General features: G+C 33.5%; 24 protein-coding genes. 19 read left to right on the top strand and 5 right to left on the bottom strand.

Annotation, left to right across the window (positions count from 1 at the left end):
• The 3 genes from BTM19_RS05165 to BTM19_RS05175 form a co-directional block, all read left to right on the top strand.
• A partial coding sequence (locus tag BTM19_RS05165; protein WP_142378968.1) for an Ig-like domain-containing protein occupies positions 1–2080 on the top strand: 2080 nt, incomplete at its 5' end.
• Positions 2081–2300: 220 nt separating this feature from the next.
• On the top strand, positions 2301–3821 hold the full coding sequence (locus tag BTM19_RS05170) for an aldehyde dehydrogenase family protein (protein WP_058625928.1): 1521 nt from the start codon (positions 2301–2303) through the stop codon (positions 3819–3821).
• Positions 3822–3918: 97 nt separating this feature from the next.
• Positions 3919–4245, top strand: coding sequence for a hypothetical protein (locus BTM19_RS05175; protein WP_029378036.1), 327 nt, complete (start codon positions 3919–3921; stop codon positions 4243–4245).
• 144 nt (positions 4246–4389) lie between these two features.
• Here BTM19_RS05175 and BTM19_RS05180 read toward each other — a convergent pair whose 3' ends face one another.
• A complete protein-coding gene (locus tag BTM19_RS05180; protein ID WP_058625927.1) occupies positions 4390–5331 on the bottom strand; it encodes a DsbA family protein in 942 nt (313 codons plus the stop codon).
• Between the two features lie 140 nt (positions 5332–5471).
• On the opposite strand from BTM19_RS05180, the gene BTM19_RS05185 reads away from it, so the two are divergent.
• The 3 genes from BTM19_RS05185 to BTM19_RS05195 all read left to right on the top strand — a co-directional run bounded on the left by BTM19_RS05185 (position 5472) and on the right by BTM19_RS05195 (position 7660).
• Entirely contained in the window at positions 5472–6029 is a 558-nt protein-coding gene (locus tag BTM19_RS05185) for a TetR/AcrR family transcriptional regulator (RefSeq protein WP_029378038.1), read from the top strand.
• 26 nt (positions 6030–6055) lie between these two features.
• A complete protein-coding gene (locus BTM19_RS05190) occupies positions 6056–6403 on the top strand; it encodes a DoxX family protein (protein WP_029378039.1) in 348 nt (115 codons plus the stop codon).
• A 276-nt stretch (positions 6404–6679) separates the two neighbouring features.
• Complete coding sequence (locus tag BTM19_RS05195) at positions 6680–7660, top strand: tRNA dihydrouridine synthase (protein ID WP_029378040.1); 981 nt, start codon at positions 6680–6682, stop codon at positions 7658–7660.
• Positions 7661–7718: 58 nt separating this feature from the next.
• Here BTM19_RS05195 and BTM19_RS05200 read toward each other — a convergent pair whose 3' ends face one another.
• A complete protein-coding gene (locus tag BTM19_RS05200) occupies positions 7719–8909 on the bottom strand; it encodes an MFS transporter (protein ID WP_029378041.1) in 1191 nt (396 codons plus the stop codon).
• Positions 8910–9255: 346 nt separating this feature from the next.
• Between BTM19_RS05200 and BTM19_RS05205 the strand changes: the two genes are divergently transcribed.
• From BTM19_RS05205 to BTM19_RS05230, 6 genes are all read left to right on the top strand, one after another.
• Complete coding sequence (locus tag BTM19_RS05205; protein WP_058625926.1) at positions 9256–10296, top strand: M23 family metallopeptidase; 1041 nt, start codon at positions 9256–9258, stop codon at positions 10294–10296.
• A 174-nt stretch (positions 10297–10470) separates the two neighbouring features.
• Entirely contained in the window at positions 10471–11214 is a 744-nt protein-coding gene (locus BTM19_RS05210) for a glycerophosphodiester phosphodiesterase family protein (RefSeq protein WP_029378043.1), read from the top strand.
• Between the two features lie 229 nt (positions 11215–11443).
• Positions 11444–11872: an NAD(+)--rifampin ADP-ribosyltransferase gene (gene arr, locus BTM19_RS05215; RefSeq protein ID WP_029378044.1), complete on the top strand. Its 429-nt coding sequence runs from the start codon at positions 11444–11446 to the stop codon at positions 11870–11872.
• A gap of 205 nt (positions 11873–12077) precedes the next feature.
• Entirely contained in the window at positions 12078–13019 is a 942-nt protein-coding gene (locus tag BTM19_RS05220; RefSeq protein WP_029378045.1) for a mechanosensitive ion channel, read from the top strand.
• Between the two features lie 320 nt (positions 13020–13339).
• A complete protein-coding gene (locus tag BTM19_RS05225) occupies positions 13340–13795 on the top strand; it encodes a MarR family winged helix-turn-helix transcriptional regulator (RefSeq protein WP_029378046.1) in 456 nt (151 codons plus the stop codon).
• Between the two features lie 419 nt (positions 13796–14214).
• A complete protein-coding gene (locus BTM19_RS05230) occupies positions 14215–15858 on the top strand; it encodes an alpha-keto acid decarboxylase family protein (protein WP_029378047.1) in 1644 nt (547 codons plus the stop codon).
• Positions 15859–15953: 95 nt separating this feature from the next.
• Here the strand turns inward: BTM19_RS05230 and BTM19_RS05235 are convergent, their stop codons facing one another.
• On the bottom strand, positions 15954–17183 hold the full coding sequence (locus tag BTM19_RS05235) for an NADH-dependent flavin oxidoreductase (RefSeq protein WP_029378048.1): 1230 nt from the start codon (positions 17181–17183) through the stop codon (positions 15954–15956).
• 259 nt (positions 17184–17442) lie between these two features.
• Here BTM19_RS05235 and BTM19_RS05240 point away from each other — a divergent pair, with 259 nt between their 5' ends.
• From BTM19_RS05240 to BTM19_RS05265, 6 genes are all read left to right on the top strand, one after another.
• Positions 17443–18447, top strand: coding sequence for an LLM class flavin-dependent oxidoreductase (locus BTM19_RS05240; protein WP_029378049.1), 1005 nt, complete (start codon positions 17443–17445; stop codon positions 18445–18447).
• A gap of 20 nt (positions 18448–18467) precedes the next feature.
• Positions 18468–18800, top strand: coding sequence for a glycine cleavage system H family protein (locus tag BTM19_RS05245; protein ID WP_029378050.1), 333 nt, complete (start codon positions 18468–18470; stop codon positions 18798–18800).
• Between the two features lie 3 nt (positions 18801–18803).
• Positions 18804–19589, top strand: coding sequence for a protein-ADP-ribose hydrolase (locus BTM19_RS05250; protein ID WP_099265772.1), 786 nt, complete (start codon positions 18804–18806; stop codon positions 19587–19589).
• On the top strand, positions 19582–20466 hold the full coding sequence (locus tag BTM19_RS05255; RefSeq protein ID WP_029378052.1) for an SIR2 family NAD-dependent protein deacylase: 885 nt from the start codon (positions 19582–19584) through the stop codon (positions 20464–20466). The genes BTM19_RS05250 and BTM19_RS05255 overlap by 8 nt, the downstream gene beginning before the upstream one ends.
• Positions 20467–20475: 9 nt before the next feature.
• A complete protein-coding gene (locus tag BTM19_RS05260; RefSeq protein WP_029378053.1) occupies positions 20476–21498 on the top strand; it encodes a lipoate--protein ligase in 1023 nt (340 codons plus the stop codon).
• A gap of 204 nt (positions 21499–21702) precedes the next feature.
• Complete coding sequence (locus BTM19_RS05265; RefSeq protein ID WP_029378054.1) at positions 21703–21903, top strand: hypothetical protein; 201 nt, start codon at positions 21703–21705, stop codon at positions 21901–21903.
• A 95-nt stretch (positions 21904–21998) separates the two neighbouring features.
• Here the strand turns inward: BTM19_RS05265 and BTM19_RS05270 are convergent, their stop codons facing one another.
• Both BTM19_RS05270 and BTM19_RS05275 read right to left on the bottom strand, forming a co-directional pair.
• Entirely contained in the window at positions 21999–22331 is a 333-nt protein-coding gene (locus BTM19_RS05270; RefSeq protein ID WP_029378055.1) for a YflT domain-containing protein, read from the bottom strand.
• A gap of 42 nt (positions 22332–22373) precedes the next feature.
• Entirely contained in the window at positions 22374–22772 is a 399-nt protein-coding gene (locus tag BTM19_RS05275) for a hypothetical protein (RefSeq protein WP_029378056.1), read from the bottom strand.
• 206 nt (positions 22773–22978) lie between these two features.
• On the opposite strand from BTM19_RS05275, the gene BTM19_RS05280 reads away from it, so the two are divergent.
• On the top strand, positions 22979–23974 hold the full coding sequence (locus BTM19_RS05280) for a Gfo/Idh/MocA family protein (RefSeq protein WP_029378057.1): 996 nt from the start codon (positions 22979–22981) through the stop codon (positions 23972–23974).
• Positions 23975–24145 lie beyond the last annotated feature (171 nt).

Here is a 24145-nt window from a genome sequence, read left to right on the forward strand (position 1 = left end):
AATTGACTTAGTAGGTGGAGAAGAATTATTAATAGCTTCTATAGATAATAACGGCAATATTTCTGACTCTGTAAAAACAACAGTGGCAGATACAACAGCGCCAGAAGCACCAACGGTGAATGAAGTAACAAGTGAATCTACAACGGTTAGCGGTACTGCAGAGCCAGGATCAGAAGTAATAGTCACATTCCCAGATGGTACAACAGCAACGGGCACAGCGGATGATCAAGGCAACTACACAGTAGACATTCCAACAACCGTTAACTTAGATGGTGGAGAGCCAATCAGAGTCGTAGCTGAAGATAAAGATGGAAATGTATCATCAGAAACAACAACAACTGTAGTAGATACAACAGCCCCGGAAGTGCCAACAGTCGAAAAAGTAACAAGTGAAGATACACAAATAAAAGGTACTGCAGAGCCAGGATCAGAAGTAACAGTAACGTTCCCAGATGGCACAACAGCAACGGCTACTACGGATGATCAAGGCAACTACACAGTAGACATTCCAACAACCGTGAACTTAGATGGTGGAGAGGCAATCAGAGTTGTAGCTGAAGATAAAGATGGAAATGTATCATCAGAAACAACGACAATTGTAGTAGATACAACAGCACCAGAGGCACCAACGGTGAATGAAGTAACAAGTGAATCTACAACGGTTAACGGTACTGCAGAGCCAGGATCAGAAGTAACAGTAACGTTCCCAGATGGCACAACAGCAATAGGTACTGCGGATGACCAAGGCAACTACACAATAGATGTGCCAGCTGTAATTGACTTAGTAGGTGGAGAAGAATTATTAATAGCTTCTATAGATAATAACGGCAATATTTCTGACTCTGTAAAAACAACAGTGGCAGATACAACAGCACCAGAGGCACCAACGGTGAATGAAGTAACAAGTGAATCTACAACGGTTAACGGTACTGCAGAGCCAGGATCAGAAGTAACAGTAATGTTCCCAGATGGTACAACAGCAACAGCTACTACGGATGATCAAGGCAACTACACAATTGAAATTCCATCAAAAGTGGACTTGAATGGTGGAGAGCCAATCAGAGTTGTATCAGAAGATAAAGATGGAAATGTATCATTAGAAACAACAACAACTGTAGTAGATACAACAGCACCTGAAGCACCAACGGTGAATGAAGTAACAAGTGAAGATACGACAGTAAGTGGAACGGCAGAACCAGGCTCAACGGTAACAGTAACATTCCCAGATGGTACAACAGCAACAGGCACAGCAGATGACCAAGGCAACTACACAATTGAAATTCCGTCAACCGTGAACTTAGATGGTGGAGAGCCAATCAGAGTTGTATCAGAAGATAAAGATGGAAATGTATCATCAGAAACAACGACAACTGTAGTAGATACAACAGCACCAGAAGCACCGACGGTGAATGAAGTAACAAGTGAAGATACGTCAGTAAGTGGAACGGCAGAACCAGGCTCAACGGTAACAGTAACGTTCCCAGATGGTACAACAGCAACAGGCACAGCAGATGACCAAGGCAACTACACAATTGAAATTCCATCAAATGTACATTTAAATAATGGAGACACTGTCGTAGTGACTGCCACGGATAAAGAAGGTAATATTTCAGAACCTACAAATACAAATGTAATTGGCACAGGAGAAGAACCAGGCACAGGAGAAAATCCAGGTACAGGAGAAGAACCAGGCACAGGAGAAGAACCAGGCACAGGAGAAAATCCAGGCACAGGAGAAGAGCCAGGCACAGGAGAAAATCCAGGCACAGGAGAAGAGCCAGGCGCAGGAGAAGAGCCAGGCGCAGGAGAAGCTCCAAGCACAGGAGAAAATTCACCAAACGCTAGCCATAACAAAGATAATAGCAATCCTAATGAATCACAAGCGGAAGCTTCAAATAACAGTTCTAACGTTGTAGAAAACAATAAATCAATAGATAACAAAACAAATAAACAATCAAAATTACCTGAAACAGGTGAGGAAGAAACACGCAATGCTACATTATTTGGTTCATTGTTTGCAGGATTAGGTGCATTATTACTATTTGCTAAACGTCGTAGAAAAAAAGAAGATGAAAAATAGACGTTTCAAATAAAGTATTATAGAAAGTCATTACTTATAGGGGCTAGGACAAACTTATGTCCTAGCTTCTATTTTTATATATTAAGAAAGTACCAAAAAAGACTAAACAAAAAGTTAACCCTTGTGGCAAAGCATTAAATACTTCTTCTTTTACAGTTAATAATTTAAGCGCTTACACAAAAATTTGAAGGGTATATGACAATATAAAGGAGGTATTTATATGATTTATACAAATCCAAATGAAAGTAATGCAGAATATAAAGTGAAAGAGCAATATAGTAATTTTATTGATGGAAGTTGGACGGAGCCACAGGAAGGTGAATTTTTTGATAATATTTCGCCAATTACTGGTGAAAATTATACAAAAGTTCCTAGGTCTTCACAAAAAGATGTCGATTTAGCAGTAAAAGCTGCTAAAAAAGCACAAGTTGAGTGGGGGAAAAAGTCATTAGCCGAAAGATCACAACTTTTATTAGATATTGCGGATCGCGTAGAAGAGAATTTAGAATACTTAGCAGTTATCGAAACTTTTGATAACGGTAAACCTGTTAGAGAAACACTTGCTGCAGACTTACCTTTAGTTGTAGATCATTTTAGATATTTTGCAGGCGTGATACGTGCCGAAGAGGGTGGTATTTCACAAATAGATAATGATACAGTTGCTTATCATTATAAAGAACCACTAGGAGTCATCGGACAAATTATTCCATGGAATTTCCCATTACTTATGGCAACTTGGAAAATTGCCCCTGCTATAGTGACTGGAAATGCTGTAGTTCTTAAACCAGCAGAACAAACACCTGTGTCTATTTTACATTTTATTGAAATAATTGAAGATATTTTACCAAAAGGATTAATAAATATCGTAAATGGGTTTGGTAATGAAACTGGTGAAGCACTTGCCACACATAAAGAGATTAATAAAGTTGCTTTTACCGGTGAAACAACAACAGGTAAGATTATTATGAAGAATGCCAGTGACAATGTGATACCAGTAACTCTAGAATTAGGAGGCAAATCACCGAATATATTTTATAAGGATATTATGGATGAAGACGATGAATTCTTAGATAAAGCAGTAGAAGGATTAGTTATGTTTGCCTTAAATCAAGGTGAAGTTTGTACATGTCCTTCTAGAGCATTGATTCATGAAGATATTTATGATGAATTTATAAAATTATGTATTGATAAAGTAAATAAAATAAAGCTAGGAAACCCGTTAGATGATACAACAATGGTAGGTGCACAGACCTCCAATGAACAACAAGAAAAAATTAAGAAATACTTAGATATAGGTAAAGACGAAGGTGCAGAAATACTTGTTGGTGGTAATGTGAGAAAAGAGAATGAGAATTTAAAAAATGGTTTTTATATTGAACCTACTATTTTTAAAGGTAATCAAAATATGCGTGTTTTCCAAGAAGAAATTTTTGGGCCAGTATTGTCGGTAGCAACCTTCAAAGATAACGATGAGGCATTAGCCATGGCAAATGATACAATTTATGGATTAGGCGCTGGTATTTGGACAAGAAACCAGAATATAGCATATCGTGCTGGTAGAGGCATCCAAGCTGGAAGAGTATGGGTTAATAATTATCATTCTTATCCGGCGCATGCTGCTTTTGGTGGTTATAAAATGAGTGGTATTGGTAGAGAAAATCATTTAATGATGTTAGAACACTACCAACAAACTAAAAATTTATTAGTTAGTTATGATACGAAGCCAACAGGTTTATTTTAAAAAATTGTTGTAAATTTAATTTATCTTGTTTATAAATTGCGCTAAATGTGTACAGTATAATAATAAATAATATAATGTTAGAATTGGGGAACTTATTATGTTTATTATTATACAGTATAGTAGAGGCAATACATTATTCTATTTAAGAAATAAAAATAAAGAACCAATTAATTCTAGAGTAGTTCCTATTTCTGGAGAGAATTATAAGGCATTATTATTAGAGAGTATTGAGAAACTACTTGCTCAATCCAATTATCACTCAGACTCACTTCGCTTTATATTACTTGAGATGAATGAAATAGAAAATTTGCAAGTTAACGCCGTTTGTGAAGTGAGTAGATATCTTAAATTTAATCTTGATACAAGTGTTGTTGTTACCAATAGTATTGAAACATTTGATTATGATAAGTATTTGAATGTATAGTTTACATCTTTAAAAATAGATGCTCATTACAAAACGTAATTAGTTCATAATAAAATAGAATATTCAATGAGATTAAAAAGGAAACACCAAAATTAAATCTACGATTTTGGTTGTTTCCTTAATTCTTATTTAAATTGAGTCAACTTAATTTAAAACGCTTTCGTAATAGTTTTCGCCTAATATATTTTGAGTAGTGTAGTTAGAATGATTTAAATATTGTTGCATGAATTCTGGCACATTTTCTTTTTGTAAATTATACATTACTTCAATTTCCTTAGAAAATAACCTTGGATGAGAATTTAAATATAATGATAAATCTGGTAAAGGTTTTGGAACAATTTCACTAGATTTATTTAAATTTTTAAGTGTATCTACATATACGCTGAGTTCTCTTGCACCTACGATTTTAGTGCCACGATTATCATTGTTTAACAGTACTATAGTTGGAAAACCTTGAACCCCTAATTTATGAATTAAATCAAAATCTTCAAGAAGTAATTTTTTTCCTTTGTCACTGTTTGATAAAGCTAAAATATCTTCTACACGAACTGTTGCTTCATTTTTATAAAATTGTTGTAGTAGTGATTTAAGTATATGTTCATCAGAAATATTCTGGTTAAAAACAAATAATGATTCTCTTACTAACCTAATAAATTTTATTGCAGCTGTAGGTGAGTCTAAATGTTGAATTGCTTTATAAATGCGTGATGCCGGATATGAGGATTGAACAGGATCTAGTTCCATAATTGTGCCATCGATCGGCATACGTGAATACTGTCCTACTTCTTGCCAGTGTGGTGTAACATCTGCCGGTTTGAAAATGCCATTCGCTGGGTCTATAGGTCCGTCTCCCCATTCTTCTAATAGTCCGCCCATGACCATTTGAAAATTAAATAAATGCCCATATTGTACTAATAGTTTATTTAAAGTTGGCTCAAATGCCCAACAATGAGAACATATAGGATCCGTAACATAATACAAAGTCTGTTTAGCAGAGTTTGTATTTAAGTTAATTGTTTCTACTTTATTTGCATCACTAGGTTTACATACGCCTGAATAAATATCGCATACCATATTTTTCTCCATAATTTGACCTCCAAAGTTTAATTAAAACTAATATAGTTTTATAATAATCAGTAATATGATTTAAAAATACCAACAACTTGTCAATAATGTCGGATATTCAACATCTATACTTCATTGTTGGAGGGAAATGAGGCTGTCGAATGGTAGAATCAAAATCAGACTTACGCGTAATCAAAACTAGAAAATCTATCATGCAAGCTTTTATTAAATTGTCTGATGAAAAGGATTTTAAAAATATAACAGTAAAAGACATTACCAAAGAGGCACTTATCAATAGAGCTACATTCTATTATCATTTTAGTGATATATATGATTTATTAGATAAAGCGCTCGCAGAAGAGTTATTAATTAATTTGAATTATGAGTATTTTGAGCAAAAGAAATTAAATGAAGCAACGCTTGCGTATATTTTTGAAATTGTAGCAGAATTTCAACTATCTTTAAGCCGAAGATGCCATAGAAGTTATCCTGAAACTATTGGTAATATTATTCAAGAACATATTGAACGTGTGTTGTTACGGTTATTGGCTGAGGAGAATTTTGAGGATGAAGCTACGCGTCAATTAGCAGCGAGCATGTTAAGTGCAAGTATTTATAGAGCTTCTGAAAAATGGTGTGAAAGTTTTAGTGATATTTCGGCCGAGTCTTATATTAAACGTGTCACACCTTACATTATATCTGGTTTAGTAAGTCGATAGAGCACGATTAAAGGAGGGATGGTTGTATGGGAATTATTATCTTAATATTGCAAGTGATTCTAGGTTTATTCTTTATCATGACGGGAGTTAAAATCTTTTCTGGTGAGATGAAACAAGAATTTGCACGATTTGGGTACCCATCTATTTTTAATAAAATCACTGGAGCATTTGAGTTTATTGGAGCTATAGCAATGCTAATCGGTATTTTCTATAGCCCATTGGCACTATTTGCCAGTGCATTAATAGGTTTAACTATGTTGGCTGGTGCGCTGTCACATATTCTTTTAGGAAAAGATCCAGTTACAAAAGCAATGCCAGCGATTGTACTATTTTTATTAAATTTGATTATATTCATTTATTTTATAGCAGTTTAAAAGCTATTTAATTTTCAAAGATCGAGGTATATAGATGTCTCGATTTGTTTGTTGCATGTATAAATCTTTTGCTTGAAAATATAATAATATATGGCAAGTATAAAGGGATTTAATATTAGAGCATTAATTTTTAAATTCTTTGATGTAATAACGAATAGGATGAAGCTTTACAAGATTTATATGAATCATTATCCTTTTGTGTAAGTTGACTTTTTGTGGTAATATCGTCATGGATAAAAATTCGAGATAATAATAGATAAGAAGGTTTAAATATATATGAAAGAAAATTTTTGGCGTGAATTACCACGTCCATTTTTTGTTTTAGCACCTATGGAAGATGTGACAGATGTTGTCTTTCGTCATGTTGTAAGTGAGGCTGGACGACCTGATGTATTTTTCACTGAATTTACGAATACAGAAAGTTTTTGCCATCCTGAGGGCATACACAGCGTACGTGGTCGCTTAACATTTACGGAAGATGAGCAGCCAATGGTCGCTCACATTTGGGGAGATAAACCTGAGCATTTTCGTGAAATGAGTATCGGTATGGCTGAGATGGGTTTTAAAGGTATCGATTTGAATATGGGGTGTCCAGTAGCAAATGTTGCAACTAAGGGTAAAGGTTCAGGCTTAATACAACGACCTGAAACTGCAGCTGAAATCATTCAAGCAGCAAAAGCAGGCGGCCTGCCAGTAAGTGTGAAAACAAGACTCGGTTATTCTGAAATAGATGAGTGGAGAGACTGGTTGAAACATGTATTTGAACAGGATATTGCTAACCTATCTATTCATCTTCGTACACGAAGAGAGATGAGCAAAGTAGATGCGCATTGGGAATTAATTGGAGAAATTAAAAAACTCCGTGATGAGATTGCACCTGATACATTGTTAACAATTAATGGAGATATCCCAGATAGAAAAACGGGACTTGAGCTTGCCGAAAAGTATGGAATTGATGGCGTAATGATTGGGCGCGGTATTTTCCATAACCCTTATGCATTTGAAAAAGAACCACGAGAACATACAAGTGAAGAACTTTTAGGATTATTAAGATTACACCTTGACCTGTTCGACAAATATTCAAAAAAGGAATCACGTTTATTTAAGCCTTTACGTAGATTCTTTAAAATTTACGTACGCGGTATTAGAGGTGCTAGTGAATTAAGACACCAGTTAATGAGCACAAATACAACTGATGAGGCTCGTAAGTTACTTGATGAATTTGAAGCACAAATAGCATCGACAACAGAACAGTAAAAGTTTGAATGTAAATAACAAAATAGACTTGGAAATCTTAAAACATAGATTTCCAGGTCTATTTTTGTTTAATAGTAAGAGCAATGGTAAAGGCAATAATCATAAAAATTGTAATCATTAAAACTACGCCAGACCATTGAATATAGTTGTAAAATACACCGGCCAAAGTGCCGCCAACAGATGACCCCATATAATAGAACAATAAGTATAGGCTAGAAGCTTGGGCTTTATGGTCTTCTGCACGACTGGTAACTACTGCGCTTGAGATTGCATGCCCACTAAAAAATGCATAGACGCTAAAGGCTAAGCCAATAATTTTAAAATATAGGGGTGACAATAAAGTAATGTTTATACCGACAATTAGTAATAAAACGCTAAATTTTAACGCGTTTAAAGTACCTAATTTAGTACGTAATTTTGCATTTAAAATCGAGGAAATCATGCCTATTAAAAATAGTAAATAAACAAAGCTAATGATACTATCATGCAAATTGTACGGCTTATTGGCTAATTCAAAACCAATATAATTAAATGCGGCTATGTTACAACCAAGTAATAAAAAGCCTATCATAAAGGGTTTGAGTAATCGGATGTTTGTTAAATGATTATAATAACTAATTAGTAATGTTTTTACAGAAAAAGGCTGTTTTTCAAAATGTTTAGACTTAGGTATTAAAACTATGAACATTATAGTGGCGATGACGCTAATTGTTGCGATAGATAAAAGTCCGATTTGATACCCATAAATACTTGAAATAAATCCTGTGAATATACGGCCAAAAGCTCCTCCAAAGGCATTCCCACTTATATAAATACCCATGGCTTCAGGCAAGTTATGTGGTGAAATTTCTTCACCAATATAAGCCATAGCTATAGAGGGTAATCCTGCTAAACATACACCTTGTATCAATCTTATAATGAGGAAGGTATTAAAGTCTGTCACAAAGGGTTGAACTAATGCTAAGAGCGTAACAGATGTAACTGAAAAAATCATGATAGATTTACGCCCTAAAACTTCGGATAGTGCACCAAAAAATAACATAGCAATAGCTAAGGTAATAGTTGCTGCTGATAACGCTAAACTCGCAGTAGTTTCACTAATATTAAAGGATTTTGTAAAATGTGGAATCAATGGTTGAACACTATATAAGATTGAAAAGATAGTAAAACCAGAAATAAAGAGTGCAACAATAATCTTAATATAATCTTTTGAACCTTTTGCTACATAGTTGTTGTTTAAATTATTCAATGTCATATCCTCACTTATTAGTTGATGTGTTTATCGTAGCATGTAATTAATAATATAAAAAATATATTATTTTTAAATGAACATGATATTTTGATAAAAGTCTTCAAATAATATAACTCAATGAATGAAACAATTGATGATATTCTTACATATAATTTTCCAAATGAAAGAAGTATGACTTATTTTATTATTACAAACTGATGATGTGTCATATTAGGAATATTCAAAATAATTACAGCTATCTCAAAATAATTACCAGTAAATTAAAAAACGATGTCTACTATTCTATTAAATCATCTCATCTGATATATTAGCTTAAGAAAAATTTTGGGAGGATTTATTAATTATGAAAAAGTTTGTTACAGCAACGATTGCTACATTGTCATTGGGAGCAATTGGCATAGCACAAGGAGAGGCGCAAGCATCAGAAAATGATCAATCTAATTCACAATATTCAAGTAACCAGTCTTCTAATAGTATTTTTAACTATGGTTATATTGATCAAGATACTAGCGGTAATTATCATCACACGTTAGATGGTAAATGGGATCAATCTATGTTTGATCAACAACAATATTATTTCTATTTAATTGATGGTGAAGGAAATTATCATTATTTTTATTTCCCGATGAGTAATCAAACTGGAGATACAAATGCACCAGTAAATAATGATAACAATTATTCTGCTAACCAAAGTCACGAAGAAGTTCAAAAAGATGGTTATGATGTAAACCAAAATAATAATCAAAATGATACACAAAACATAAATAGTTCAGACGGAGTTTCTGCTCAAACTTCATCAGAACAAGCAACATCACAAGCAAAATCAAACGTAGATTACAATAGTGGCTATACACGTAATGACGGTAATGGCGAACAAAATGTACAACAGAATGCGACATCAAATGACACAACTAATGCATCAACACAAAGTTCAACAAGTCAAAGTACTTCAAACAATACATCGGATTCAAATTCAACAAGCAATTCAAATTCATCAAATTGGTTAACTAAAAATCGTCAATTACAACCATACGGTCAATATCATGGTGGCGGTGCACACTATGGTGTCGATTACGCTATGTCTGAAAATACACCAGTTTATTCATTAACTGATGGAACAGTAATTCAAAGTGGTTGGAGTAATTATGGTGGTGGTAACCAAGTTACTATCCAAGAAAAAAATAGTAATAACTATCAATGGTATATGCATATGAATTCTTTAAATGTTCAAAAAGGACAGCAAGTTAAAGAAGGACAACAAATTGGTGCGTCAGGTAGTACGGGTAACTCTACTGCTCCTCACTTGCACTTCCAACGTATGCAAGGTGGTGTAGGTAATCAATATTCAGTTGATCCTACATCATACGTAAATTCAAAAGCATAATAAATAATTAATTAGTCGTCTTTGAATACCTTTAGAAAGGTATCAAAGGCGATTTTTGTTAAGTCATATTTTTATAAACTAAGTGAATAACTCTAATAAAGGGTTTAGATTATTTGTAATATCTTAAAGGAAATATCATAATTACACTAAAATCTATTTGAAAAGGAAGATGAGATGTTTACTATATATGGACATAGAGGATTATCAAGTAAAGCACCTGAAAATACTATAGCGGCATTTGAAGCCGCAGCAAAAGTGACAGGATTAAAATGGGTGGAACTAGATGTTGCAATTACAAAGGATGAACAACTCGTTATCATTCACGATGACTTTTTAGATAGAACTACAGATATAGTTGGTGAAATTACACAATTGGAGTATGAAGCAATCAAGCATGCTTCTGCAGGTAATTGGTTTGGTTCAAAATTTAAAGATGAAAAATTACCGACTTTTGATGAAATAATAGCATTTGCTAATAAATATCAAATGAATTTAAACATTGAGTTAAAGGGCGTGACTGGTAGTAACGGTAGTGATTTATCTTTAAGTATGGTTCAGCAAGTAGCTGAAAAATTAAAAGACTTAGATAAAAGCTTAAATGTATTGATATCTAGTTTTAATGTTTATTTAGTAAAATTAGCAGAAGAACATATGCCAGCATACAAACGAGCAGTTATATTCAAAGCGGCAGCGTTTCAAGGAGACTGGAGAACGCTTTTAGATTTTTGTGGATCAACAATTGTTAATATTGAAGATGCAAAGCTTACAAAAAATCGTGTTCGCGCAATAAAAGATGCTGGCTATGAATTAAATGTATGGACAGTAAATAATAAAATGAGAGCAAACCAATTAGCTAATTGGGGCGTGGACGGGGTCTTCACAGATAAAGCGGATGAATTAGTTCATTTAAATAGTTAATTCATCGACATATAATAAGTATGAGGGTACAAAATGGTAATGTGATTTTGTATCCTCATTTTATTTAAAACTATGTATGATATTGTTGGATATATGTTTAATAATTGCAGTTAAATATTCCCTTTGTGTTAATTATACTATATGAAAAATAAATATTATAGACTACTTCTTTTATTAATTGGCACATATAATAGTAAGACACTTTAGTGGAATATGGGGAAACTATTTTATGGAAAATCAAAAGCAAGCATTTGAACAAGATTTATATTTACATGGCACAAAAGTTCAGTTGCAGATAGGTGATTTATTGAAGCCTTTGCATAAATCTAATTACCAAGACCGCATAATGAATCATATTTATTTTACAGGAACATTAGAAGCAGCAAAATGGGGCGCAGAATTGGCTGTAGCTTTAGCTAAAGAAGAAGCAGATGCACACATTTATATCGTAGAACCACTAGGAGAGTTTGAAGATGATCCCAATGTTACAGATAAGAAGTTTCCTGGCAACCCAACGCGTTCGTATCGTTCTACTGAACCATTGAAAATTGTTGCAGAATTAGCTTCATGGGAAAGTCATTCTAAAGAAGAAATCAGCCAGATGGTAGCAGGAATTAAACAATTGAGAAGTGAAGGTCTAGACGTTATAGAAGATTAATAGTTATAAAAAATAATTAAAAGATTAATTTAAAAGATGGTTCGCTTAATTTATATTTAGATATTAAGCAATTTGTTTAATTGGCGTTTGATAAATAAATGGTGCGTGTAATTATCTTAATTTACAAACTTATTTTTAAAAAAATATATAAATATGATTATTTTTATTTTTCTAGGGTATTTGTCCAAAAAAGGGGGCAATTTACATGAGTAAAATTTTAGATTCTTTAATGGGAGCGCTTGATAGCGTTATAAGTTTTATCCCAAATATCATAGGTGCATTAATATTCTTACTTATTGCTTGGATTATTGCAGTAATTGTGAAGAATATCATAATCAAAGGGCTGGGCGCATTAGGTTTTGAGTCCTGGTTACAAGAAAAAGGCTTAGTAGATGCAGAAAGCGGAAAGTCTGAGTCAGCAGGTTTGATACAAACCTTTGGTAAGTTAGCATACTTCCTAGTATTCTTACTATTCTTACCATCAGTGTTTGATTCATTAAATATGCAATCAGTATCTAAACCTATTAAAGGTATGATGAGCAGTATACTTAACTTTTCACCTAAAATAATTGTTGCAGTAGTTATATTAGTAATTGGTTTATTTATTGCAAAAGTTTTAGGTACATTAGTAAAAAACATATTATCAAGCTTAAATGTAAGTAAGTTTAATCAATATGTTAATTTTGGAAAAAATGAAGACAGCATAGATATTCCAGTAGCAGCTGGTTGGGTAATCACTACGCTAATAGGCTTATTCTTTACGGTACAAGCGCTTAGTACAGTTAATTTATCTGTATTAAATCAAATTGGTGAAGCGATTATCGGTTACTTACCTCTTGTTATTTCTGCTGCAATCATTTTAGCACTAGGATTAATCGGTGGTAATTTAGTAGCAAAACTAATTAATAAATCAACTGGAAATGGTATGTTGGCTGAAATTGTAAAATACTTAGTCATCATTGTTTCTGTATTTATGACTTTAGATCAGCTAAACTTTGCGCAAAGTATTGTTAACGTAGCATTCTTATTAATTTTAGGTGCTGTAGCAGTAGCATTTGCAATTGCGTTTGGTATTGGTGGTAAGTCATTTGCCGAGAAACAACTTGAAAAATTCTCTAATAAAATTGACTCAGAAAATAAGAAATAATTAAAAATTAAATTAGTTTTTGTTTTATTAGCGAAAGGACTATTGCTACCAATTTAGGAGCAATGGTCCTTTTTTAATTATGAGTTGAATACAAAAATAATGAATTATATAAAATGAAAGGGCTGAAATTTTATTGATATATAAGTGATTATCATTTTATTTAGATGTATAGAGAGACTTAATGATTTATAACGAATTAATCCAGTAGTAAGTCTGTTATAATCATAAAAGTATAATGGTTATATTGTATATATTTCCTAGGAAAAAGGTAAAGCGATTATAATAAAAGTGATCAATATAGATAAGGAATGTGAGTATGAATGGAAGGAAATAATAATGATTATGAAAATTTGTTATTTTACTTTGCGTATAAAACATTTATAAATACGGCAGATGAAATAATTGAAGATTATGGTTTGAATAGACAACATCACAGATTTCTGTTTTTTATAGAGAAAGTCCCAGGTATTACAATCAAAGATCTCTTAAAAAGCATGGAAATATCTAAGCAAGGTAGTCACGCAACTTTGAAAAAACTTAAAGATGAAGCGTTTATTATTGAAAAACAGACTGAAGCCGATAAACGAATCAAAGCCCTTTATCCTACCGAAAAAGGTACGAAATTAGTTCGTGAATTAAACAAAGCACAGAATGATTTATTTAGAGATATTCAAAAAAAAGTAGGAAATGATTGGTATGCAATCATGGAAGAATTTGCTTCGTATCGTACAGGATTTCAAGAGGTAAAATATTTGAAAGACGATATGAAAGATTAAAAGGTTAGTATAATATCCAGTTAACGTTAATAGGTCCAAAGCTTTCTAAAATGAAGTATTGTATCAATACAACGCTTCATGAAACTGAAAAACTAAATTTCATCGCATAAATAGTGTTCCGGGACATCATTAGATGTCTCGGAATTTTTAATTTTAAGTAGGAAACATGATTAGTATTTTAACTAGATGTTTTTTTAATTATGTAACTTTTCAAGAAAGAATATCGAAATTTAATTGTAATCATAGAATTTTATAATATCTTTTATATGCGTCAATACGGTGTTAACCTTTAATCGAGTTGATATGTAAGTGAGCGATCTTGGAAAGATTCACATAATAAAAGTCAATATTGTTGACCTTTATTGTATTATAAGTTAAATTTGAAGTGTATTAGATATAGAGTAAAAGGGGAAATGAAAATGAAAAAACGTGTAGGACAATATCTAATGGACTGTTTGAGCAATGTTGGTGTAGATAAAGTGTTTGGTGTACCAGGAGACTTTAACCTTACTTTTCTAGATGACATTATTAGTCATGATGACTTAGAATGGATTGGCAATACGAATGAATTAAATGCAAGTTATGCTGCAGATGGTTATGCACGGTTGAAAGGCATTGCTGCTATGGTAACGACATTTGGTGTAGGAGAGCTAAGTGCCGTAAACGGTATTGCAGGGTCATATGCAGAACGTGTACCAGTTATTCAAATTACGGGCGCACCGACACGTGCCGTTGAACAGGCTGGTAAATATGTGCATCATTCCCTAGGTGAGGGACGTTTTGATGACTATAGAAATATGTATGCTTCCATTACAACAACACAAGCGTATATCACACCTGAAAATGCACAATCAGAAATTCCAAGGGTGATAAGCGCTGCACTCTTTGAAAAGAGACCGGTCCATATTCACTTACCAATTGATGTAGCGAATACGGAGATAGAATTAACATCATCTTTTGAACTAGCAGAGCATCAACACAGAGACGTTTCGAAACATATGCAAATGATAATGGAAAAATTACAAAGTGCGGATCAACCGGTGATCATCACTGGTCACGAAATTAACAGTTTTGGGTTACATGAAGAATTAGAAAAATTCGTAGCACAGACTCATATTCCAGTTGCACAATTATCATTAGGTAAAGGCGCATTTAATGAGGAAAGCCCATATTATATGGGGATTTATGATGGCGAATTAGCAGATAAAGCCATTAGAGACTATGTAGACCAAAGTGATGCAATTTTAAATATCGGTGCAAAATTGACAGATTCAGCCACAGCCGGTTATTCATATCAATTTGATATTGATGATGTAGTAATGATTAATCATCATAATTTTAAAATGAATGAAACGAAAGATACGGATGTATCGTTAGTAGATTTGCTAGCTGGATTAAATAAACTTAATTATGTAAATCACATGGATTTTCCGAAATATCAGCGTCCAAGTGCGCATGATTATGATTTGAATGATGACCCTTTAACACAAGAAACTTACTTCAAAATGATGCAGGATTTTATTAAAGAAGAAGATGTAATTATAGCTGAACAAGGAACTTCTTTCTTTGGAGCGTATGATTTAGCATTAAATCAACATAATAAATTCATAGGGCAACCATTGTGGGGATCTATTGGTTATACTTTACCTGCGACTTTAGGTTCACAATTGGCTGACCCTAATCGTAGAAACTTATTATTAATTGGTGACGGTTCGTTACAATTAACTGTGCAAGCTATATCTACGATGATAAGAGAAGAAATTAAACCAGTTATATTTGTTATTAATAACGATGGATATACAGTGGAACGTAAAATTCATGGCGAAAATGCAATGTATAACGATATTAAAATGTGGGACTATAAATTATTACCAACTGTCTTTGGTGGTAAAGAACAAGTGTGCACATATGATGTCAACACGAGTGAAGAATTCCAAAAGGTATTGCTTCAAGTCGAAGCACAACCTGACAGAATGCATTTTATAGAAGTGAAAATGGATGTGCATGATGCACCTCATAAATTAAATGCGATAGGTCAGGCATTTGCTAAGCAAAACGGCTAATATAGAAAAGTAGATTAAAATTTATACATGTATGCTAGATTTATAACCAGCATCTTAACTTAAAAGAAGCGGAAACATAAGATCAAATAATGGTCTTATGTTTCCGCTCTTTTTTCCACTTCAGTATATTCTACTTGGTCATAATTTTTTTCAAGCTTACGTAGTTCGTCTCGTGTTTCTTTATTTAAGCCCTCACCGTAATCCATCATCTTTACGATATCTTTAAATGCTGCATACGGGATAGCTAATTCATCTATATCTTCTAAAGTGACATGTAAATTGATTTTTTCTGGAGTACCATTTGCTAATTTCGTTACGAAATCGGGCTCTGTTACAAAAGGTGAAGACATACCAACCATATCAGCATGTTTCAATGCATCCAACGCACTTTCAGGAGAATTAATTCCACCGCTCGCAATCACAGGTACTCTACCCCTTAGGTAATCATGAACAACTGCATTTACAAATTGCCCCTTATAGCTACCATCTGAACGAACCTTGTTTTGGTAAATTTGACGCCCCCAACTAGCAATTGCTAAATATTGTATATCTGCTATCTCTAAAATCCAGTCTAGATGTTGGTTGAATTCATCAATTGTATAACCAACGTCGCTGCCACGTGTTTCTTCTGGTGTGGCACGATAACCTAGAATAAAGTTAGATGGCGCCTCCTTATCAATAACAGATTGCACAGCATTTAATATCTCTAAGCCAATACGCGCACGATTTTTAAGGTTTTGTGGGCCATATTGATCCGTACGTTGATTAGAGAATGTAGAGAAAAATGTTTGGATGAGTAGACGTTGTGCCGCAGAGATTTCAACGCCATCAAATCCAGCTTGTATGGCACGTGAAGTTGCATCTGCGTATTGTTTAATGACAGCGTCAATCTTTGTTTGTGACATTGCTAAGACTTCATGTTCGATAGGTGAATGTAATGACATAGGGCTAGGGCCATATACTTGGCTGAAATTTAAAATAGCTTGGTTTGAAAATCTACCTGCATGTGTAAGTTGCAAAATGGCTTTATTGCCATCTTGTTTCATGGCAGTAGCTAGTTTTTTTAAACCTGGTATACAGCTATCATCTATAATACTAAAACCGTATTCAAATAGTTGACCATATGGTTCTATATAAGCTGCTCCAGTTACTTGAAGAGGTGCTGCATGCGAACGCCTTTGTGCATAACGCAAGTCTTGTTCTGTAATATGCCCATTTTGTGTGGAGGAATTAGTCGTCATAGGTGAAAGTACAAAACGATTATTTAATTTAATGCCGTTAGGTAATATAAGTGTTTTGAAAAGTGAATCAAAATTATTTGTCATAGCTTTGACCTCGTTCTTTGTTGTAATATGTAATTTTAAATTAACACTAATGTGACAGAATGGTCAATTAAACAAGAAATTTCAGCATTTTATAAGCAAAATATAACAAAAATTTTCTATATCCGTTATTCTATAAAGTGAGAGTAATATGTATTGAATGTGATACTTTGACTGGATATAAACTAATATTACATGGCCATATGTAATAAATATAGAGATGCAGACGCATATATGTGGTATGACGGGAGTGAATGTAAACGTGGTGCAATTGAACATATTAGATTATGCTGTCATTGATGAAGGTCAAACGGCACAAGATGCTTTGCAAGATACCGTGAAGTTAGCGCAATTAGCAGATGAATTAGGTTATAAACGATTTTGGATCACCGAGCACCATAATGTACCGGCGTTTGCCTGTGCAAGTCCGGAGTTGTTGATGATGCAATTATTAGCTAAGACAAGACATATACGGTTGGGATCGGGTGGTGTGATGTTACCACACTATAGTCCTTTTAAAGTGGCGGAAAACTTTCGATTGTTGGAAGCTTTTTACCCAGGAAGAGTCGATTTAGGCATTGGTAACAATCCAGGGACATCTAGCGTGAAGAAAGCACTCAATGAGACGAAGTCTTATTTTTTAGACTACGCGCAGTCTATATCAGATGTGAGAGACTATTTAATTGAAAATAATACTGAACAGCGATTAGATAATGTCATAGCACAACCAAGTGTTGCGACAGTTCCTGAAATGTGGTTGTTAAGTACAAGTGTTACATCTGCAAAAATGGCTGGTGAAGTAGGCATGGGTTATACATTAGGGACGTTCTTACTTCCTAGTGCACAGGCTATTCAAAATGCCATAGCAAGTGTTCAAACTTATAGAAAGTCATTCAAACACACGAAGTTGAACATGGATCCTACAGTTATGGTCACAGTATTTACCATAGTTGCTGATAGTGAAGTGCACGCACAATCGTTAGCACAATCATTAGATGTTTGGCTTTTAGGCAAAAAACAATTTGCAGAATTTAAACGAATGCCGTCAATAACAACAGCTCAAAATTATCAAAAATCAGAACGAGATGAGCAATTAATTAAACAAAATCGTGCACGTATGGTCATAGGAACAAAAGCAACTGTTCAAACTCAACTAAAGCAAATAATAGAGACGTTTGATGCAGACGAACTTATGATTGTCCCTTTGATACCAGGTATCGAAAATCGGAGTCGTACAATAGAATTGATTGCACAAATGAATTTATAATCAAAGAAAGGAAGATATAAATGAAAAAATTAGCAAATTACTTATGGATAGAAAAAATTGGAGAACAATATGTTTATAGAATGACACCAGAACTACAAGACGATGTTGGAACTGTTGGTTATGTGGCATTTATGGGTGAAGATGATATTACAGTTGATGATGAAATTGTCAGTATCGAAGCTTCAAAAACAGTTTTAGATGTGCAATCACCATTAGCAGGTAAAATTGTGGCGCGTAATACTAAGGCAGAAGATGAACCGACGCTTTTAAATTCTGAAAAACCAGATGAAAACTGGTTAGTAAAATTAGAAAACGTTGATGAAGCAGCCTTTGATGCACTTCCAGAGGCATAATATATGCAACAGGTAGAACGCTTAGGGTATTTGATTGAATATTTATGGCAAGAGGAAAATGGAGATAAAATATTAGACTTACCTGATACGGAACAAGCACGGTGGGATATGTTTAGGAGTCTAATAAATGTAAGGCCAGCCAAAGATATATCTAAAGAATTTATTGATGTACAAGATGCATTGTTAATTCAATATAATAACCAGCAAGTGACTAATATAACGTCATTAACACCATATTTAGGCAACGATATTTATTTATGGCAAGGTGACATTACGCAATTACAAGTAGATGGCATTGTGAACGCCGCTAATAGTCAGTTTCTAGGTTGTTTTGAACCTAATCATAATTGTATAGATAACATCATTCATACAAAAGCAGGTGTACAGTTGCGTTTAGCATGTGCAGAGCTAATCGAAAGACAGGGGAAATGTGAAGGTGTAGGTAAGGCAAAAATTACAGGTGCTTATAATTTACCAGCAAATTATGTAATTCATACAGTAGGACCACAAATACGTAAGACACCAGTGTCACAAATGAATCGTGATTTACTTGCACGATGCTATCAAAGTTGTTTGGAAATAGCTGATGCTCATCAATTAGCTAGCATTGCTTTCTGTTGCATCTCTACAGGCGTTTTTGGTTTTCCTCAAGCAGAAGCTTCTCGTATCGCTATAGATACGGTATTAAATTATAAACGAACTTATCAATCAGATATCAACGTGGTATTTAATGTATTTACTAATACAGATTTAAAGTTGTACAAGGAAGGATTGAAACAGAATGACTGAGTCAACGTGGGATGCTTTAACGACAGTATATGAGCAACAAGCTGACCAATTAGCAGATGCATTACAAGAAGCAGAGGCTGTCGTAGTAGGTGTTGGAGCAGGTATGTCTGCGGCAGATGGGTTTACATATATTGGAGAAAGGTTCACGCAACACTTTCCTGATTTTATAGCTAAATATGGTTTTTTTGATATGTTGCAAGCAAGCCTACATCCTTTTGAAAGCTGGCAAGAGTATTGGGCATTTGAAAGTCGTTTTGTTGCACTAAATTATTTAGATCAACCTGTCGGCGCATCTTACGTAGCGTTAAAACAAATTTTAGAAACTAAAGACTATCATATTATTACGACAAATGCTGATAATGCTTTTGCAGTGGCAGATTATGATTTAGAGAAAGTCTTTCATATTCAAGGAGAGTATATTTTGTGGCAATGTAGTCAACATTGTCATGCGCAAACTTATCGTGATGATGATGCGATACGTCAAATGGTAGCGCAACAAGAAAATATGAAGATACCTAGAACATTAGTGCCACATTGCCCAAAATGTGATGCACCTATGGAAATAAATAAACGTAAAGCGCAAGTTGGAATGGTAGAAGATGCAGATTTTGAGGCACAATTGTCGCGTTATAATCAATTCCTTAATGCACATAAAGAAGCTAAAGTACTGTATCTAGAAATAGGTATTGGCTACACGACGCCACAATTTGTGAAACATCCTTTTCAACGTATGACAAAACAAAATCCAAACGCCTTATTTATGACTTTGAATAAAAAAGCTTATCGTATCCCAGTAGATATCCGTGAGAGAACGATACATTTAACTGATGATATTTCAACATTGATTTTAGAAGCAAATAAAAAATTAACTAAATAGGAGATAGCTATGTATTTAATTGAACCGATTAGAAATGGTGAATATATAACTGATGGTGCTGTAGCATTGGCTATGCAAGTATATGTAAGTGAAAATATATTTTTAAATGAAGATATTCTTTTCCCATATTACTGTGATCCTAAAGTAGAGATAGGTCGTTTTCAAAATACTGCTGTAGAAATTAACCAAGATTATTTAGAACAAAAAGATATTAAAGTTGTACGTCGAGATACAGGAGGCGGAGCGGTTTATGTAGACCGTGGTGCGGTGAATATGTGTTGTATTCTAGAAAAAGATGACACAATCTATGGTAATTTCAAAAAATTCTATGAACCGGGGATCCAAGCGTTACATCACCTTGGCGCCACAGAAGTAGAACAAAGTGGGCGTAATGATTTAGCGATTAACGGTAAAAAGGTATCTGGAGCGGCTATGACGCTAATCAAAGGCAGGATTTATGGCGGTTACTCTTTATTATTAGATGTAGATTATGAGCCTATGGTAAACGTACTAAAACCGAACCGTAAAAAAATTGAATCTAAAGGTATTAAATCGGTACGTTCTCGTGTAGGTAGTATTAGACCATACTTAGCAGCAGAGTATCAAAATATAACAATAGAAACATTTAAAGATTTAATGGTTAAACAAGTGTTAGGTGTTGATGATTTAAGTGATGCTAAACGCTATAACTTAACAAATAAAGATTGGGAAGTCATTGATGACATGCTTGAGAAAAAATACAATAATTGGGAGTGGAATTATGGACGCTCTCCAAGATATGAATACAATCGAGATGCGCGGTTAGTAGCAGGTACGATTGATATTTCTTTAGCAGTTGAACATGGCCGTATTTCCGCATGTCGCATTTATGGTGATTTCTTTGGCCAAGGCGATATTAGTGACGTTGAGAATCAACTTCAAGGTGTACGTGTAGTCAAAGGTGATATTATAGCAGCATTAAATGAGCTAGATGTTACGTACTATTTTGGGAAAACATCTGCTGAAGAATTAGCGGACGTTATTTTAAGTTAATTAAAAATATGAAAGTGAGTCCTATACCTTAAGGGATTGAATAAACTTGCGTGATTTTGGTTCGTATTTATTTTGTAAAAATAATTTTCAAACGACTTACTACTCATAAGTGTCTGAAGTAGGTTAATGCCCATATCGTTTTGAAAAGCGGATGTCGGGTATAACAATTATAAATGCTTGATAGATACGTAAGGAGGATATCGTATGAATAAAAATCATATCAAAGAAGCGTTATCTAAAAACTCAGAGATTATTATAGAAACTGTTGAGCATGAGAGAATAACTGTTAAAGCAATAGAGGACAATGATGATTCACAGTATTTACATGTCACAGAGCCAAAAGATCAACAAGTAGAAATCGATAAAATAACTGATATACAAGTAAATAATTTTGATCAACTTTAGTCTTAATAAAAAGAATTAAAGTATATAAAACGACCTTCCACAAACGTTAAATTGGGTGGAAGGTCGTTTAGCTTTTTATTTCGATATTATTAGTGTTATAAGACATCTCTTGCACGAGAATCAGTAACGATTAATAAAACTTTGCCTTGATCCATCAGTTCTTCGTATTCATAAGAATCTTCTTCAGAAATGCCAAGCACCTGTAGTTTTTCACGCAGTTGACTTCCTTGCTTAGCCACTTCATCACCCACGGTAGAACGGTTGTAATCAATACCGGATACTTCGGTATGATTTACAATTCGTTCAGTTCTATCAGGGTCGTGAGACAATACAAAGACATCTTTTGCATTTATTTGTTGATCTTTTAGTGTATTAATATTTACTTCGACTTCTTCATCATTTGAATATACTTTTACAATTGGCGTCATTTATAACCCCCCTTGATATAGAACAAACTTAATTCATTTTACTTATTTATTATTTTGCTTTTTAAGTCTATCGTAGCGTTCATGCATAATATAAAAATGTGTGTGTTGAAGTGCATAATCATATACTTCTTCTCTTTTGATATCGGTAGGCAATTCAAAATGAGTATCTATTTTTTCTTCGTTCACATATTGAACTTGAGATACATTCTCAGGCTTAATGTTTAATGTTTCTTTAGGATAAACTAAAGTGATGTGTTGTGGTGTTTCTTTGATAGACTGTAAGTTTTCTATTTTGAATGCTTCGTTGATATAGTTTTCAGCTCTTTTTTCACGTTTGCGTTTTCTTTTATTTACGGAAGCTTCATTCCTATATTGTTTCTTGATGAGTAGGAAGAAAGCCACGACTATTATCAGAAATATTATAAAATAAAATATGGACATCTTCTAGCCCTCCTTACGCATAAAACATAAAATGCAATTTTATACCTTTATATTAAATGTATACCACTGAATTAATTTTAAAAACAAATCTAATGATTTTCTATTATTGATTTTGAATTAAATGTATCTATAAAGTACACTATGGTTATGTAATTAATTATTAAAATAAATAGAGAATACAAATAATTAACAAAGGGGAATGACTTATGAATCTTGGAATTGTCGGGGCGGGAAAAATTGTTAAAGAAGCGTTACCTGTTATGGAGCAAATATCAGCGTATACTTTTCAGAGTCTTGTTTCTTCAGGTAGAAATCCAGAAAATGTAGAGAATTTACAAAAGCAATTTAATATTAAGCATATTTTTGATGATTATGATGCATTTTTAGCAGATGAGACAATCGATACTATCTATCTAGCCGTGCCGAATCATTTACATTTTGATTATGCACGTAAGGCAATTAAACAACATAAACATGTTATATGTGAAAAACCATTTACGTTAACGAAAGAAGAATTATTAGAATTAAAGACTCTAGCTGAAGTTCACCAAGTTATTATTATAGAGGCCATTACTAACCTGTATTTGAGTAATTTTGATGTATTAAAGCAATCTTTACTTGAAATAGGAGATAGTAAGATTGCGCAATTTAATTATTCGCAGTATTCATCAAGGTATGATGATTTTAAAAAAGGGATTATCCAACCTGCATTTGACCCATCTAAAGGTGGTGGGGCTTTAATGGATATCAATGTTTACAATATCCATTTGGCAATTGCACTATTTGGTAAACCTAATGGAGTAGCTTACTTTGCAAATATAGAAAATAATATTGATACTTCAGGCATTTTACAATTAGATTATGACGATATAAAAGTTGTATGTATAGGTGCGAAAGACTCTAATTCAGATAATCAATCTTATATTCAAGGGGAAAAAGCAACAATAAATATTAAAGGTCCTACAAATGAATTAAAAGCCTTTGAACTAAAATATAATAATGGTGGAACGCAATCATATCAAGTTAATCAGCATGAACACCGTATGTACGAAGAATTTGTAAAAATTGCAGAAATTATTAAAGAGAAAGACTTTGATACAGCAATGCAAAAATTAGAACATAGTATTCAAGTTAGTGAAGTATTAGAGCTTGCTCTAGATAGTGCCCATATAGAATTAGGACCTTCTGTTAATAATAAGTGATTGAACTTAGATGCGTGCTTAAGAAAATATAAAATAGTAGGAAATAAGTTAAAATAACGCACCTCAATTCGACTAATGAATTGAGGTGCGTCTTACGTTTGATTAAAGATCTAATTCAGACTAAAGAAATGTATGACAATAATGATATTTATTATGTTCCTTAAATTTAAT

It is taken from the genome of Staphylococcus xylosus (assembly GCF_002732165.1).
Taxonomy (GTDB): domain Bacteria; phylum Bacillota; class Bacilli; order Staphylococcales; family Staphylococcaceae; genus Staphylococcus; species Staphylococcus xylosus.